Source organism: Pantoea sp. XY16, from assembly GCF_025153065.1.
Classification (GTDB): domain Bacteria; phylum Pseudomonadota; class Gammaproteobacteria; order Enterobacterales; family Enterobacteriaceae; genus Pantoea; species Pantoea alfalfae.
This window is the reverse complement of sequence record NZ_JANZNP010000007.1, coordinates 41499-57924: the sequence shown is the minus strand read 5'-3', so window position 1 is coordinate 57924 and position 16426 is coordinate 41499. Positions and strand designations below refer to the sequence as shown.

General features: G+C 56.2%; 12 protein-coding genes. 5 read left to right on the top strand and 7 right to left on the bottom strand.

The genetic code is table 11. The features are described 5' to 3' along the window. Positions 1-220 precede the first annotated feature (220 nt). Positions 221-1549, top strand: coding sequence for an OprD family porin (locus tag N1689_RS12110; RefSeq protein ID WP_260059014.1), 1329 nt, complete (start codon positions 221-223; stop codon positions 1547-1549). 14 nt (positions 1550-1563) lie between these two features. Next, the gene (locus N1689_RS12105; protein WP_260059013.1) at positions 1564-2352 is read left to right on the top strand and encodes a histidine phosphatase family protein; all 789 of its coding nucleotides are present in this window, start codon (positions 1564-1566) and stop codon (positions 2350-2352) included. On the opposite strand, the gene N1689_RS12100 is transcribed toward N1689_RS12105, so the two are convergent. The 4 genes from N1689_RS12100 to pepA all read right to left on the bottom strand — a co-directional run bounded on the left by N1689_RS12100 (position 2347) and on the right by pepA (position 7832). Beyond that, positions 2347-2856: a GNAT family N-acetyltransferase gene (locus N1689_RS12100; protein ID WP_374206938.1), complete on the bottom strand. Its 510-nt coding sequence runs from the start codon at positions 2854-2856 to the stop codon at positions 2347-2349. The two genes, N1689_RS12105 and N1689_RS12100, sit on opposite strands and share 6 nt — an antisense overlap. Before the next feature lie 79 nt (positions 2857-2935). Continuing rightward, positions 2936-5791: a valine--tRNA ligase gene (locus N1689_RS12095; protein ID WP_161731898.1), complete on the bottom strand. Its 2856-nt coding sequence runs from the start codon at positions 5789-5791 to the stop codon at positions 2936-2938. A 5-nt stretch (positions 5792-5796) separates the two neighbouring features. Continuing rightward, complete coding sequence (locus tag N1689_RS12090) at positions 5797-6255, bottom strand: DNA polymerase III subunit chi (protein ID WP_090963995.1); 459 nt, start codon at positions 6253-6255, stop codon at positions 5797-5799. 65 nt (positions 6256-6320) lie between these two features. Continuing rightward, the gene (pepA, locus tag N1689_RS12085) at positions 6321-7832 is read right to left on the bottom strand and encodes a leucyl aminopeptidase (protein ID WP_260059012.1); all 1512 of its coding nucleotides are present in this window, start codon (positions 7830-7832) and stop codon (positions 6321-6323) included. Between the two features lie 268 nt (positions 7833-8100). Between pepA and lptF the strand changes: the two genes are divergently transcribed. Together lptF and lptG are read left to right on the top strand one after the other, a co-directional pair. Then, positions 8101-9201: an LPS export ABC transporter permease LptF gene (lptF, locus tag N1689_RS12080; protein WP_161731904.1), complete on the top strand. Its 1101-nt coding sequence runs from the start codon at positions 8101-8103 to the stop codon at positions 9199-9201. Next, complete coding sequence (gene lptG / locus N1689_RS12075; protein ID WP_260059011.1) at positions 9201-10277, top strand: LPS export ABC transporter permease LptG; 1077 nt, start codon at positions 9201-9203, stop codon at positions 10275-10277. Before lptF ends, lptG begins: the two co-directional genes overlap by 1 nt. A gap of 189 nt (positions 10278-10466) precedes the next feature. Here lptG and N1689_RS12070 read toward each other — a convergent pair whose 3' ends face one another. The 3 genes from N1689_RS12070 to N1689_RS12060 form a co-directional block, all read right to left on the bottom strand. Further along, on the bottom strand, positions 10467-11765 hold the full coding sequence (locus N1689_RS12070) for a DUF445 domain-containing protein (protein WP_253420925.1): 1299 nt from the start codon (positions 11763-11765) through the stop codon (positions 10467-10469). Between the two features lie 26 nt (positions 11766-11791). Then, positions 11792-13294, bottom strand: coding sequence for a helicase HerA-like C-terminal domain-containing protein (locus N1689_RS12065; protein ID WP_260059009.1), 1503 nt, complete (start codon positions 13292-13294; stop codon positions 11792-11794). 121 nt (positions 13295-13415) lie between these two features. After that, the gene (locus N1689_RS12060) at positions 13416-14993 is read right to left on the bottom strand and encodes an ABC transporter substrate-binding protein (protein WP_260059007.1); all 1578 of its coding nucleotides are present in this window, start codon (positions 14991-14993) and stop codon (positions 13416-13418) included. A gap of 688 nt (positions 14994-15681) precedes the next feature. On the opposite strand from N1689_RS12060, the gene N1689_RS12055 reads away from it, so the two are divergent. Beyond that, complete coding sequence (locus N1689_RS12055; RefSeq protein WP_095706284.1) at positions 15682-16410, top strand: gluconate 2-dehydrogenase subunit 3 family protein; 729 nt, start codon at positions 15682-15684, stop codon at positions 16408-16410. The last annotated feature ends 16 nt before the right edge of the window (positions 16411-16426 follow it).

Below are 16426 nucleotides of genomic sequence, written 5' to 3'. Positions count from 1 at the left end.
CACCTATCACATAACGGTTTTTTTACGCTGACTTTCTGAAGTTAAATAAATATAGTCCCGGAGTCAGTGCGGGATTGTTATTTTTTTAAGCAAAACCCGACTCGCTACCCTTTTTAACAGAGGGCAGCGAGTCGGGTTTTTTTATGGGTTAACGGAACCGGGTCACCCTTATTGTCATGGCGTGACGGATTTTTACTATCGCCAGGGGAAGGATTTAAAAATGAAAGAAAAATACTATTTTCATTTATTTTTTTCACTATTGCTGCTTTTTTTGGGGGGGAGTGTTAAGGCGTCTGACATTCACGCCCCCTCCGCGCAGAATAAATTATGGGGTGACGCGGCGCTCGATTTCAAACTGCGCAACCATTGGAAGTATCTCAAGGAGGACGAAGCACAGCCCACCGCGGTTCACAATGCCTGGGGCCAGGCCGCGACAGTCGATTTTCGTTCCGGTTATCAGTGGGACCTGCTTGGATTTGATACGACTTATACCCGCGCCGTACGCCTGGGGTCAAGCGACTACTTCTCCACGCGCGGTCTGCTCTATGACAGCGGTGGTAACATGGAGAAGCGGGATGCCCACGGCTTTAGCAAGTTCAGTCAGCGCTATCTTAAGCTAAAGCTCGGCAATCGCAGGCTACGGTTCGATGGAAAGGCAGGCTGGCAGGAACTGAAAAATATCGGCGTGCTGACGACCACGGATCGCCTGTCGCGCAACAGCTATGCTGGCTATAGCGGAGCACTGACGTGGCAGAATGCCCGGCTGGATCTTGCTTTCGTTAACAAAACCATACGGCATGATTCAGGAAAAACGCTGGCGTTGCAAACCCAGGCCAGACAAAAAATTGACGCCATTTACACCGCTGCGCTGCGCTACAAAGATGAACGTCACGCGGTTGCCTACGCATTCGGCGAGGCTGAGCGCTATCAGCGCCGCCATGTGATTGAGGCGGGCTACACCCTCTCGCCATACTGGTCACTAGGCGCGCAAATCTATGGCAGCCAGGCGCTGGAGAAATATAGAAGGATGCCCGCCAGCAAGAGAACCTTTGATAAACAGGCGTGGCACTATGTCGGGGAAACGACCTGGAAGCATGGCGCCTGGACGCAGAGACTGGCTGCTGGCTGGACATCGGCTCCAAAGGAGAGGGCGGTGGGATATTATGCCCGGCCCCTGACTAAAAATACCCGGGGACGTTTCACGTCACTAACTTCGGCGGGCAAAGACTATATGCGCGATAGAGAGCTGGCACTGGTTTCTCTGAGTCAGTATGAAATTACAAAGGGGATCAGTACTGGAATACAGCTTAATTATGGCCAGTTCCATTATCGTAATAATCTTGTGCGAACCGGCGAGGTTTCATTAATTAATCAATTCAGTAATCAACATCCCACCTTCAAAAATCTGACGCTATTCACGCTGACCGGTTATGGCTGGTCATATAAAAACAGTAAAGAGACCCCGCATCTGAATAATCAGGGGAAAACTCAGCGTTCCCGCAGTTTGTCCGCTGAAGTGGTTGTTCAATATAAATTCAATCTTTTTTGATCCGGAGAATAAAAATGAAGATAAAATTTAAAACGCTCATGTTAATAGCTGTCATCTCCGTCAGCACTGCCGGCTCCGCCTGGGCCGCAGATGTGATGCTCTATGTTACCCGGCATGGAAAGACCATGTTTAATACGGTACATCGCGCGCAGGGATGGGCCGATACGCCGCTGACGGCTTCCGGTGCAGCTGTTGCAGAGCAACTGGGAAGGGGATTGCAGCCGTTACCCTTCGTCGCGGCCTGGTCCAGCGATTCGGGACGGGCGAGAGAAACCGCGCAGCTGGTAATGAAGAACTGGAAACACCCGCCTGTGCTGAAAGAGCTGAAAGGGCTGCGCGAGGTGGGATTTGGCCTTTATGAAGGCGATCTGAATAAAAATCTGATTAACGCTGCCGCGCATCAGGCGGGCTATGCTTCTGATACCGCACTTCTGGAAGCGTTTAGCGCCGGTAAAATTCATATGGATGGGATGATCGACGCGATTCATGAGGCGGAAGCCGCAGGCACGCCATCGCTGGCAGGTATTAAATCCTCCGGCCAGGCCGAAACCTATCAGCAGGTAGCTAAGCGCATGATGAAGAGTATCACCACAATCGCGAAGCAGGCGCAGCAGCAGGGCGGAGGCAATGTGCTGGTGGTCAGCCACGGTATGGCTATCACCACTCTGCTGCAGGCGCTGGGCGATACTTCATTACGGGAGCAGCTTAAGAATGCCAGCGTGACGCTGCTGCGCTACACCGATAACGGGCAGTTCAAAATCGAGTCCATCAACGATATGCGTTACGTGGAGCGCGGTTTATAAGGTCTTCAGCATCCGTACTTCGCAGTCGACATGGCCGGTGCAGCCCATTGCACTGTCGATGTGCTCAAAGCCCAGCGACTCATACAGTTTAATCGCCCGCGTCAGGCTGGCGGTGGTTTCCAGATAGCAGCGCCGGAAGCCGTGGTTGCGCGCATGCTCCATCGCCCGCAATGCCAGTTCGCGCGCCAGACCCCGACCGCGCACCTCTGGCAGAAAGTACATCTTTTGCAGTTCGCAGATATCGGGCGCGCTGCAGGCGAGCGGCGCAACACCGCCACCGCCGACCACCTTGCCCTGATACTCAACAATCCAGTAGGCGCTCTGTTCGGCACTGTAGAGCTCAAACAGCTGGTCGAGCTGCGGATCGGAAACGGTGTAGCCCTTGTCAGCCGTCAGGCCGAACTCGGCGGAAACATCACGGATCACCTGGGCGATATGCGGATTATCGGCGGCCGTAATTGGCCGCACCTGGAGGTCAAAATGCGGGATGGTACTGGTCGTCATCATCTCTTCCGGATTTGTACGAGGTCAATAAAAAAGCCGGGCAAGCCCGGCTTTATGAATAAGCTGTCAGCTACGACGCTTACAATGCCGCAATGACCGCCTGCTGTTCAATCAGTTTTGCTTTTGATTGTTGCAGGTCTGCCACGCGTTCACGCTCTTTCGCCACCACCGCTTCCGGGGCACGCGAAACAAAGCCTTCGTTCGCCAGCTTGGTCTCGATCTTTTCGATTTCCACATCCAGCTTAACCAGCTCTTTCGCCAGACGCTCCAGCTCGGCGGTTTTATCCACCAGATCCGCCATCGGGATCAGCAGCTCTGCGCCTTCAACCAGTTTGGTCACCGACACCGGACCTTTCTCGCCCGCAGGCAGAATGGTCAGGCTTTCCAGACGCGCCAGGCGCGACAGGAAGTTGCGGTTAGCTTCAACGCGACGCAGTGCCGCAGGCGAGCAGTCACGCAGCAGCACATCCAGCGGCTTGCTCAGTGCGATGTTCATTTCGGCACGGATATTACGCACCGCCACGATCGCCTGTTTCATCCACTCGATGTCCGCTTTCGCTTCGGCATCTTCTTTCGCCGCATCGTACTGCGGGAAAGGCTGCAGCATGATGGTGTCGTCGCTGATATTTTTCAGCCCCTTCACGCGCTGCCAGATGGTTTCAGTGATAAATGGGATAATCGGGTGTGCCAGACGCAGCAGCGCTTCCAGCACGTGAACCAGCGTATGACGGGTGCCACGCAGTTCAGCTTCACTGCCGCTGTTCATGACCGGCTTGGTCAGCTCCAGATACCAGTCGCAGAACTGGTTCCAGGTGAAGTCATACAGCAGGTTAGCCGCGATGTCGAAACGATAGCTATCCAGGGCTTCACGGTACGCTTTCACCGTGTTGTTGAACTCGGTCAGGATCCAGCGATCCGCCAGCGACAGCGTCATTTCGCCGCCATTCTGTCCGCAATCCTGCTCTTCGGTGTTCATCAGCACAAAGCGGCTGGCGTTCCACAGCTTGTTACAGAAGTTGCGATAGCCTTCCAGGCGCTTCATATCCCAGTTGATGTCGCGACCGGTAGAGGCCAGCGCCGCCAGGGTAAAGCGCAGTGCATCGGTGCCTGATGGCTCGATGCCGTCAGGGAACTGCTTCTCGGTACGTTTGCGAATCTTCTCAGCCAGCTGTGGCTGCATCATATTGCCGGTGCGTTTTTCCAGCAGCGCTTCCAGCGAAATGCCGTCGACCATATCCAGCGGATCAATCACGTTACCCTTGGATTTCGACATCTTCTGACCTTCTTCATCACGGATCAGACCGGTCATATAGACGGTTTTGAACGGCACCTGCGGTTTGCCGTTTTCATCTTTGATGAAGTGCATGGTCAGCATGATCATGCGGGCAATCCAGAAGAAGATGATGTCGAAGCCGCTGACCAGCACGCTGGTCGGATGGAAAGTACGCAGCGCTTCGGTGTTTTCCGGCCAGCCCAGGGTGGAGAAGGTCCACAGACCTGAGGAGAACCAGGTATCCAGCACGTCATCATCCTGACGCAGCGCGACGTCGGCGGCCAGGTTATTCTCGGCGCGCACTTCGTCTTCGGTGCGGCCGACGTAGACGTTACCGTTGTCGTCATACCACGCCGGGATGCGATGACCCCACCAGAGCTGACGGGAAATACACCAGTCCTGAATATCGCGCATCCAGGAGAAGTACATGTTTTCGTACTGCTTCGGCACGAACTGGATGTCGCCATTCTCAACGGCTTCAACCGCCACTTTCGCCAGCGGCGCGGTACGCACATACCACTGGTCGGTCAGCATCGGCTCGATCACCACGCCACCACGGTCGCCGTAAGGCACGGTCAGGTCGTGAGGTTTGATCTCTTCAAGCAGGCCGAGTTCATCGACAGCGGCAACAATGGCTTTACGCGCGGCGAAGCGTTCCATGTTCTGGAAAGCCGCCGGGATCTCATCGGAACAGGCATCGCTGGCTTCGCCGTTGGTGTCATACACCTGAGCACGGTCGCGGATATCACCGTCGAAGGTCAGGATGTTGATCATTGGCAGCTTATGACGACGACCGACTTCGTAGTCGTTGAAGTCATGCGCCGGGGTGATCTTGACGCAGCCGGTGCCTTTTTCCATGTCGGCGTGTTCGTCGCCAACGATGGGAATCAGACGGCCAACCAGCGGCAGCATCACAAATTTGCCAATCAGATCTTTGTAACGTGGATCTTCCGGGTTGACCGCCACGCCGGTATCGCCCAGCAGGGTTTCCGGACGGGTGGTGGCAACGACCAGGTAATCTTTACCGTCGGCGGTTTTTGCGCCATCAGCCAGTGGATAGCGGATATGCCACATGGAGCCTTTGCTCTCGCGGTTTTCCACTTCCAGATCGGAGATCGCAGTGCGCAGCTTAGGATCCCAGTTCACCAGGCGTTTGCCACGGTAGATCAGGTTCTCTTTATAGAGGCGAACAAACACCTCTTTCACGGCGTTGGAAAGGCCATCGTCCATGGTGAAGCGCTCGCGCTCCCAGTCGACAGAGTTACCCAGGCGGCGCATCTGACGGGTAATAGTGCCGCCGGATTCTGCTTTCCACTGCCAGATTTTCTCGATAAACGCATCGCGGCCATAGTCCTGGCGCGTTTTACCCTCTTCAGCCGCAATTTTGCGCTCAACCACCATCTGCGTGGCGATGCCCGCGTGGTCAGTACCGGCCTGCCACAGGGTATTTTTCCCCTGCATGCGCTGGTAACGGATCATGGTGTCCATGATGGTTTGCTGGAAGGCGTGACCCATGTGCAAGCTACCGGTGACGTTCGGCGGCGGGATCATGATGCAAAAGCTTTCCTGGCTGGTATCGCCATTCGGTTTGAAGTAGCCCTGCTTTTCCCAATGCTCGTAAAGCGGCTGCTCGATATCTTGCGGGTTATATGTCTTTTCCATTTCTGCTATGTCGTTTGCGGCTGTGGTGGCGCTGCCGTATTCAATTGGAATCCAACGCTGCGATACGCTTTGTAGCGGTCGCGCGCCAGTTGTTTGAGAGCGTCCTCGTAAGGAACGAAGTCTATCACTTCATGGAAAGCAGTAGCAAAATCTGCGAAGTGGGGCAGCAGGCTAATCAGCAGGTCGCGCTGTGAACTGCCGCGACGCTGTGGCCAGGCCAGCTCGACCGGCGCACCGTAGCGCGGGCCTTCACCCGCCAGGTTGTGCGGCACGAAGGCGTTTGCCGGTCGTTGCCACAGCGCTTCGTCAAGACGAATGGCCTGCTGTTCATCTTCGCAGGCGATCAACACCCGCTTTCCGGCCCGCCAGCGTGTTTCCGCCAGATTGCACACCAGCGCTTCAACGGCGCTCAGGCCATCGCTCGGGGCATCGGTTTCCAGCACGTAGAAGGTTGCGTTTTTCATCGGTTAGCTCATCAGAAGATCAAGGGCGGAATCAGATCCGCCCCTGCTGTCAGAAAAGAGGGCGCTTAGTCGTCGCCGTTCAATCCTGCCCGATTCAACAGAAACTGCGACAGCATCGGCACCGGACGTCCGGTCGCGCCTTTGGCCTTGCCGGAACGCCAGGCGGTACCGGCGATATCCAGGTGCGCCCAGTTATATTTGCGGGCAAAGCGTGCCAGGAAGCAGGCAGCGGTAATCGCGCCGCCAGGACGGCCACCGATGTTGCCCATATCGGCAAAGTTGGACTCCAGCTGCTCCTGGAACTCATCCGCCATCGGCAGACGCCAGGCGCGGTCGCCTGACTGCTCCGAGGCGCTGATCAGCTCATGCGCCAGCGGGTTGTGATTCGACAGCAAACCGCTGATGTGATGTCCCAGCGCAATCACGCAGGCTCCGGTCAGCGTTGCCACGTCAATGACGACTTCCGGGTCGAAACGTTCCACGTAGGTCAGCACATCGCACAGCACCAGACGGCCTTCGGCGTCGGTGTTCAGCACTTCAACCGTCTGGCCAGACATGGTGGTCAGCACGTCGCCCGGACGCATTGAGCGGCCATCCGGCATGTTTTCACAGCCCGCCAGCACGCCCACTACGTTCAGCGGCAGATTCAGCTCGGCCACCATCCGCATCACGCCATAGACGGCGGCCGCGCCGCACATGTCATATTTCATTTCGTCCATGCTGTCGGCAGGCTTGATAGAGATGCCGCCGGAGTCAAAGGTCAGCCCTTTACCCACCAGCACAATCGGGCGCGCTTCAGCATCCGGATTGCCTTTGTATTCAATCACCGACATCAGCGATTCGTTCTGCGAACCGGCCCCGACAGCGAGATAGGCGTTCATGCCCAGCTCTTTCATCTGCTGTTCGCCGATCACGCGGGTGGTGACATTTTTGCTGAAGGCGTCGGCCAGCTGGCGCGCCTGCGACGCCAGATAGGCAGCGTTACAGATGTTTGGCGGCATATTGCCGAGATCTTTAGCGGCTTTCATGCCTGCAGCAACCGCTAATCCATGCTGAATAGCGCGTTCGCCGCTGGTCAGTTCACGGCGGGTCGGCACGTTAAACACCAGTTTGCGCAGCGGACGACGCGGCTCTGCTTTGTTGCTTTTCAGCTGATCAAAGTTGTAGAGCGCCTCTTTTGAGGTCTCCACGGCCTGACGCACTTTCCAGTAGGTATTGCGGCCTTTGACATGCAGTTCGGTCAGGAAGCAGACCGCTTCCATGGAGCCGGTGTCGTTCAGCGTGTTGATGGTTTTCTGAATGACCTGCTTGTACTGGCGTTCATCCAGCTCACGCTCTTTACCGCAGCCAATCAGCAGAATACGCTCGGACAGGATATTTGGCACATGATGCAGCAGCAGTGTCTGGCCCACTTTTCCTTCCAGCTCGCCACGGCGCAGCAGGGCGCTGATGTAGCCGTCGCTGATTTTATCCAGCTGCTCGGCAATCGGTGACAGACGACGCGGTTCGAAAACGCCAACGACAATGCAGGCACTGCGCTGTTTTTCCGGGCTTCCGCTTTTTACACTGAACTCCATGCACTCTCCTGAATCTTAAAGACAACGGCCGCTGCTGCCGCTAGAATGTAGCGCGCTCATGACCCATTTATTCATCGTCGCAGCATGACATTCTGCCGCTGGAGGTCATAATGAATCAGGGTGACAAGATGTTGTTTTTTCACCACCCGGACGCGTTTTTCATACAAATTTAGCTACGGCGACGGCCATTGATGAAGAAAAATGGCTGATAAGCGTTGAAACTAGCGATTTTCCTGCAAAAAGACAAGTTTTCACAGGCGTACTAAGCGTGATCATCATTAGATATCTGGTTCGGGAAACGCTCAAAAGCCAGCTGGCTATCCTGTTTATCCTGCTACTCATCTTCTTTTGCCAGAAGTTAGTCAGGATCCTGGGAGCCGCGGTGGATGGCGAAGTGCCGACAAACCTCGTTCTGACCTTGTTAGGACTCGGTGTGCCTCAAATGGCACAACTTATACTGCCCTTAAGTCTGTTTCTGGCGATCCTGATGACGCTGGGGCGTCTCTACACGGAAAGTGAAATTACCGTGATGCACGCCTGCGGCCTGAGTAAGGCCGTCCTGGTGAAAGCGGCGATGGTACTGATGCTGTTTACCTCGATAGTGGCTGCGGTGAACGTCATCTGGCTGGGGCCGTGGTCATCCCGTTATCAGGATGAGGTGACGCAGAACGCCAAAGCAAACCCAGGTGCGGCAGCGATGGCTGCCGGGCAGTTCCAGACCTCCAGCGACGGCAGCGCCGTGCTGTTTGTCGAGGATGTGAAGGGCAACAACTTTGGTAACGTGTTCCTGGCGCAGTTACGGCCAAAAGGTAACGCGCGTCCTTCGGTGGTGCTGGCTGACAGCGGTCACATGGAGCAGCACAAAGATGGCTCGCAGGTGGTAACGCTGGACAAAGGTACCCGCTTTGAGGGCACCGCACTGCTGCGTGATTTCCGTATCACCGACTTCACCAACTATCAGGCCACCGTGGGATATAAAGCGGCAACGCTCGATCCTAACGATGCAGAGCAGGCCAGCATGACCGACCTGTTCGCGAATAAGACACCGGATTTTCAGGCCGAGCTGCACTGGCGTCTGACGCTGGTGTTCGCGGTGCTGGTAATGGCGCTGATGGTGGTGCCGCTCAGCGTGGTGAACCCGCGTCAGGGTCGCGTGCTGTCGATGCTGCCCGCCATGCTGCTCTATCTGATCTTCTTCCTGTTGCAGAGCTCGCTGAAGTCGAGCGGGGCGAAAGGGCGGCTTGATCCGGCGCTCTGGATGTGGGTGGTGAATATCAGCTATCTGTTGCTGGCGGTGCTCCTTAACCTGTGGGATACGGTGCCGATGCGTCGGATTCGCGCCCGCTTTACCCGCGGAGGGTCGGTCTGATGTTTCGCGTACTTGACCGCTATATCGGTAAAACTATCTTCAATACCATCATGCTGACGCTGTTCATGCTGGTGTCGCTTTCCGGCATTATCAAGTTCGTCGATCAGCTGCGCAAGACCGGTCAGGGCAGCTACAACGCGCTGAGCGCCGGTTACTACACCCTGCTGAGCGTGCCGAAAGATATTGAGATTTTCTTCCCGATGGCGGCCCTGCTGGGTGCGCTGCTGGGACTGGGCGCGCTGGCGCAGCGCAGTGAGCTGGTGGTGATGCAGGCGGCGGGCTTTACCCGCATGCAGGTGGCGCTGTCCGTGATGAAAACGGCAATTCCGCTGGTGCTGCTGACCATGGCGATTGGTGAGTTTGTTGCGCCATCGGGCGAGCAGATGGCGCGTAACTACCGGGCGCAGCAGCTTTATGGAGGCGCACTGGTCTCGACGCAGAATGGTCTGTGGGCGAAAGATGGCAATAACTTCATCTATATTGAGCGCATCAAAGGCGACAATGAAATTGATGGTGTAAGCATCTATAACTTTAACGATCAGCGTCGTCTGCAGAGCGTGCGTTACGCGGCGACGGCGATCTGGGATGCGGCTAAGAAGCGCTGGATGCTGTCTCAGGTCGATGAGTCAAACCTGACCGATCCGAAGCAGATTACCGGTTCACAGAGTCTGAATGGTGAATGGAAAACCAATCTGACGCCGGACAAGCTGGGTGTGGTGGCGCTGGATCCCGACGCGTTGTCGATTCGCGGTCTGCATAGCTACAGCAAGTATCTGAAGCAGAGCGGTCAGGAAGCGGGACGTTATCAGCTGAATATGTGGAGCAAAATTTTCCAGCCGCTGTCGGTAGCGGTGATGATGCTGATGGCGCTGTCGTTTATCTTCGGTCCGCTGCGTAGCGTGTCGATGGGTGTACGTGTCGTAACCGGTATCAGCTTCGGCTTCCTGTTCTACGTGCTGGACCAGATTTTCGGTCCGCTGAGTCTGGTTTACGGCTTACCGCCGATTCTGGGGGCGATTCTGCCGAGCTTTGCGTTCTTCGCGATCAGTCTGTTTATGCTGATTAAGCGGCGCTAAGCGCAATGAATGCAGTAAAAGAAAAGGCCGCGCAAGCGGCCTTTTTTATTGGCTAACAGTGCAGGCTCAGGGATTATACGCTTTACACAAAGACGCTATCCATGACCCGCAATGCTTTACGACAGGCGTATACGCCCATCGCTTTATGTCTGCCAGCCGGAGGAGTGACTGCAGTGGCCTGAAACGGCGTTACGCCACGCTATTTATCCAGCCTGACAGTGCGGGCAGGGCAGCGGGCAGCTGCGACAGCAGATAGAGAATCAGCCCGATGGTGCCGCCCACCAGCGTACCGTTGATGCGGATAAACTGCAGATCCTTGCCGATATTGAGTTCAATCTGCTGCGACATGTCGCGCGCATCCCAGCTTTTCACAGTATCGCTGATGTGACGCGTCAGGAAGCCAGCAAACTCTGGTGCAACACTGCGTGCAGCCTGTTCCAGATGCTGGTTCATGGAGTCACGCAGCGCCGGGTCGGCGGCCAGGGTTTCGCCAAGCCACAGGGCCGCACCGCGCACTTTCTCCTGCACCCGCGAATCCTCACTGCTGAGATCCGCTTTGAGCCAGTTGCGCATATCATTCCACAGCTCGCCGATGTAGCGGTTAAACGAGGCATCCTCTTTCAGCCAGCCCTTGATCTCTTCGGCGCGCTCGGCCATTTCCGGATCGTTTTGCAGCTTAACGATCAGTTTATCAACCGCCCGGTTGAAGCCGAGGCGCAGCTCATGGCCCTGATCCAGCGCCACATCATCCAGCAGAGAATCGACCGCGTTGGCCACCAGCTCGGCGCTGTGTTCGCCCAGCCATTCGGTCGGCAACATTTTGGCTTTGATCGGATGCTCGCGTTTAAGCCAGCGCACCAGCTGCATGGCGATAAACTCGCGGGTACTGGGCTTATGCAATAACTTCAGCAACTGGTCGATGGCCGCGTCCAGCAATGCCTGATGGCGGTTATTTTTGGTCAGGCTTTCCAGCACCATGGCGCTGGTCTGGCTGAGATCGACCTTGTCGATGGCACGATGCACCGCGCGGCGCATAAAGGTCTGAATCCGCGCGTCATCGGTGAGATCCAGGAAGCCGCGCATCACCTGCAGCAGATGGCGGCCAACGCGGTCGGCATTGCCCGGTGCATTCAGCCACTGTGCCAGCAGGTTTGAAGGATCGTGACGGCGAATCAGGTTCAGCAGGGAGTCGGTATCAAGAAACTTTTCCTGCACAAAGCGCCCGAGGTTTTCACCGATACGATCTTTGTTGCGCGGAATGATGGCGGTATGGCGCGAGATAAAAGGCACCGGCACGCGCCGGAACAGCGCCACCACGGCAAACCAGTCCGCCAGTGCGCCGACCATCGCGGCCTCCGCAATCGCTTTGACGCCGCTGACCCAGAAGCCAGGCGGCAGGAAAAGGGTGACAACAAAGGTGGCGACGGCGAGCAGCAGCAGCAGCAGCGCCAGGCGTTTCATCCGTTTCAGTTCGTAGTGTTTATCCATAACCTGATCTTAGCAGAGAGCGGGGTTCATCGGCGACGGCCACCCAGCAGGCTGCCCAGCACCCCACGGATGATCTGATTGGTGATCTGGCGGGTAGCGCTTTTCGCCATGGTCTGCACCACGCCGTCGTGTTTGCCGCCGCGCGGGCCGGTGTGACCAAACAGGATCTCTTTCAGACCACCGAGAATCCCATTGTCGACAGCCACAGCGTCGCCTTTGGCCGGGGGGGCACTCGCCTCATCGCTGGCGGCCTGGAAGCCTTTTTGCAGCTTTTCAAACGCCGATTCGCGATCGATTTCGGTGTCATATTTGCCATAGAGCGGCGAATGGTTGATCAGGCCGTTACGCTCATCGCCGGTGACCGGACCCATGCGCGAGACTGGCGCAATGACCATGGCGCGCTCCACCACCGACGGACTGCCTTTGGCATCCAGAAAGGAGATCAGCGCTTCGCCAGTGCCCAGCGCCTGAATCGCTTCCACGCTGTCAAACGCCGGGTTGGCGCGCAGCGTATCGGCGGCCGTTTTCACCGCTTTCTGATCTTTGGGCGTGAAAGCGCGCAGGGCGTGCTGAACGCGGTTGCCGAGCTGGCCCAGCACCCGATCGGGAATATCCGCCGGGTTCTGGGTGACGAACCAGACGCCGACCCCTTTGGAGCGGATCAGCCGCATGACCTGTTCTATTTTCTCCAGCAGCACCGGCGGCGCATCGGTAAACAGCAGGTGCGCCTCATCAAAGAAGAACACCAGCTTTGGCTGATCGAGATCGCCCGCTTCCGGCAGATGTTCATAAAGCTCCGACAGCAGCCACAGCAGGCTGGTGGCGTAGAGTTTCGGCATCTGGTAGAGCTTCTCAGCAGAGAGGATGTTGATGACGCCTTTGCCGTTGCTGTCGACGCGCATCCAGTCAGCGATATCCAGCATCGGCTCACCAAAGAAGTGTTCCGCCCCCTGTTGCTCCAGCGTCAGTAATCCGCGCTGAATCGCGCCGACCGAGGCGCTGTTGATATTGCCGTAGTGGGTCTGGAAGTTTTTGGCGTTGTCACCAATGTACTGGGTCATGGCGCGCAGATCTTTGAAGTCCAGCAGCAGCAGGCCCTGGTCATCGGCGATGCGGAAAATAATCTGCAGCACGCCGCTCTGGACTTCATTCAGATTCAGCAGCCGCGCCAGCAGTAATGGACCGAGATCGGAAACGGTGGCGCGTACCGGATGGCCTTTCTCGCCAAAAATATCCCACAGCACCACCGGATTTCTCTGCGGCTGCCAGTCGGTGACGCCGATTTTCGCCAGCCTCTCCTGCAGCTTTTCGCTGGACTGGCCCGCCATCGCCACGCCGGTTAAATCGCCTTTGACGTCAGCCATAAAGACCGGTACGCCGCTGGCGGAGAACGATTCGGCCAGCTTCTGCAACGTAACGGTTTTCCCGGTGCCGGTCGCACCGGTAATGAGGCCGTGGCGGTTGGCCATTTGCGGCAACAGATGAAGTTCGACGTCTGGCGTACGGGCAATCAGTAGCGGGGAAGTCATGGTTTTCCACTCTCAGTCAAAGGATTATGCCTGAAGGATAGCAAGCGGAGCATAGACAGGAGGAGAACAATTCGTCAAAAACGCGGCCGCTGCCCGCAGAGCAGCGGCCTGAAACGCGGGATTACTTCTGCACCTCTTCGAAATTGAGCAGGCTGACGCCGATGCCCTGCTGCAGGTGACTGAGATTGCTGCGCACCGCCACCTGGGTCGCGCCCTGTAAGAGTACGATAAACGGCGAATCCTGCTGGATGCGGGTTTGCAGCCCGGTATAGAGGCTACGGCGTTTAGCCGCATCGCTCTCTCCGGCGGCGGCGCGGGTCTGTGCACTCAGCGCCGGAATGGTCCAGCCGACACGCCATGCCAGGGTTTTGCCGCCACCTGGCACGTTAGAAGCAAAGGTGCTGGCATTGGTGTTAGGGTCGATGTAGTCCGCGCCCCAGTAAGTGAAGATGGCCTGGAAGTCGCGGCTGCGCATTTTGCTCCACAGCTCCGATTCCGCCACCGGCTGGATATCAAGCTGCACATCCGCTTTGGCAAAGCTCGCCTGCAGCGCCTGCGCCACGTCTATATAAGGCGGCTGGTTCACCACCGTCAGCGCGATGTGGGTGCCCGGTTTGATGCCGCCTTTCTGCAGGATTTCCTGCGCCTTTTTCAGATCGTAATGGAACGGCGTGGTGTTCAGTGCACCATCGAAGCCATCCGGCAGGAAGCTCTGATGGATGCGATACTGACCTTTCAGCAGCTGGTTCGCCAGGCTGTCATAGTCAACCAGCCAGCGTGCCGCCTGCCACAGGGCCGGATTGCCCAGCGCCGGTTGCTGCGCGCTCTGAGTATTAAAGCCAACGTAATAAACCAGGCTGGACGGGAAGGCGTCAACCCGCACATTAGCCTGTGTTTTCAGCGCGGCAATCTGGTCCGGACCAAGCTGATAGGCGACATCCACGTCACCCTGCTGGAGCAGCAGTCGGCGGCTGCCGGCATCGGCTACGCCCTTGAGCAATACCCGCTTCAGATGCGGCTTCTGCGTGCTGTAAGAGTTAGCTTCCAGCACCAGCGCCTGCAGCGGGACAAACTGTTTGATGGCATAGGCGGCGCTGCCAGCCGAGTGCGTTTTCAGCCAGGCATTGCCGTAATCGTTATTGCTGACGTGTTCCCGGGCCAGTTTACTGTCAACGATGGAGGCGACCGGCGCGGTCAGCAGGCGCAGCGCCAGATCGCTGCCGATCTCAGCGGGCCAGCGCAGTTCAAGCTGGTGGTCGTTGATCACCGTGAACTGTTGATCGATATTTTCCGGCGTCCAGCCAAACTCACCCAGGATAAAAGAGGGGGCTTTGTTGAGTTTTACCGCGCGGGTTAATGAGAAGACCACATCCTGCGCGGTCAGCGGATGACCGCTGGCGAAACGGGCCTGCGGGTTGAGGTCAAATACCAGGCTGTGCGGCATTTTTCCGGCCTGCCAGCGAGTGGCGGCGAGTGGCGAGAGCTGCTGTGGGTTCTGATGATTCGGTTCCAGTAGCGTCTGGTAGATATTGCGCAGGCTGCTGTTACTGACGGTTTCAAAACTTTCCGCCGGATCGAAACTGATGATGCCATCGAGTGGCACGGCGACTACCAGCGTGTCCGCTGGCGTCGCGGCGTATGCCGGGTGAACCAGTGTCAGTGCAGTCAATAAAGAGAGTGAGAGTAGCGTTTTGCGCATTGAGGGTTATCCTGAGTCGTTGATCGCTCTACTCTATCGGGCGCCGGATAATCTCAAAATGCCGGTTTGTTATGAGCTTTGCACAATTACATGCTTAGTTATTCAGGCAAGAGGACAAATTAAGGTCATGTCCGTCAGTAATTATTTCAGCGTCATTTAACAACAGGCGGAATAAAGCAGGATTTACTCAGGCGATCACACTTTGCGCACTGTCTGATTGTATGACCATCAAAGTCACTATAGTGTTAACGATGAGAATGATTCTCTTGTATGGAAGTATGATATTTTTTTATCGGTTATTCTGCGTGATGATGACAGGGCGAAAATAATATCCGTCGCTCCTGCGTTAAAACGGCTAAATACCCGATGTTTATGCGGTTTTAGACGCAATTTCCTCGCTGTAAATCTTTTACCTATCCGCAACCCTTCCGCAACACCATGATAAACTTTCACTACGACACATTTTAAATTCAATTTTTACATTCAGACATATCTATATCCCTAATATTGCCAGGTTATTAACCGATATGTTCCGTTAGTCACCGAACCATAATTCTACCTGCCTTCTCTGTTCTGCCGTTGTCTGTGCTGTGTGCGTTCATCTCTGCGGGGAGTTTCCTGCCTGCACCCGGCCTTTCAGCGTCATAACACAGTAAGCGGGTATTTAGCAGATGAGAGTCGTGCGGATATGCTTTTAGAAAAACCCACCACCAGGCGTAAATTTTTGCTCGGTTCACTGCTGGCGTTGCCATTAAGTGAACTGGTCCTGAAAGGCATGACTGCGGCACAGGCTGCAGAGATGGCCGCACCGGAGTTAGCCGATTACAAACCGATCTTTTTTAGTGCCGATGAGTGGCAGTTTATTCTGGCCGCCACCGACCGCCTGATTCCGGCGGGCGGCAAAGGCAAAGCACCGGGCGCGCTGGAAACTAACGTGCCGATCTTTATCGATCAGCAGTTGCACAGCGAAGCGTTTGGCAGCGAAATCTATATGCAGGGGCCGTTCAACACGAAAGCACCCGCTACGATGGGTTATCAGATCCCGTTCCGTCCCCAGCAGATGTATCAGACCGGTATCCGGCTGATCAATCAGTGGTCGCAGAACACGCACCAGAAAGCGTTTCATGCGCTGACGCTGGAAGAGAAAGATGCGGTGCTGACCCAGGTCAACAAAAACGAGATCGACTTTGCCGCGCTGGGCGAAGCCGATCTTAAGCCTTCCCATTTCTTCAGCCAGCTGCTTTCCGATACCAAGCATGGCTACCTGGCCGACCCGATGTACGGCGGTAATAAAGGCATGAAAGCCTGGATCGCTATCGGCTTCCCCGGCGCGCGTGCCAGCTTCACCGAATGGGTGAAACAGCACAACGTTCCTTATCCGCTCGGCCCGGTCAGCATCAAAGGTGAACGCGCATAAGCGCTTCCACATCAGG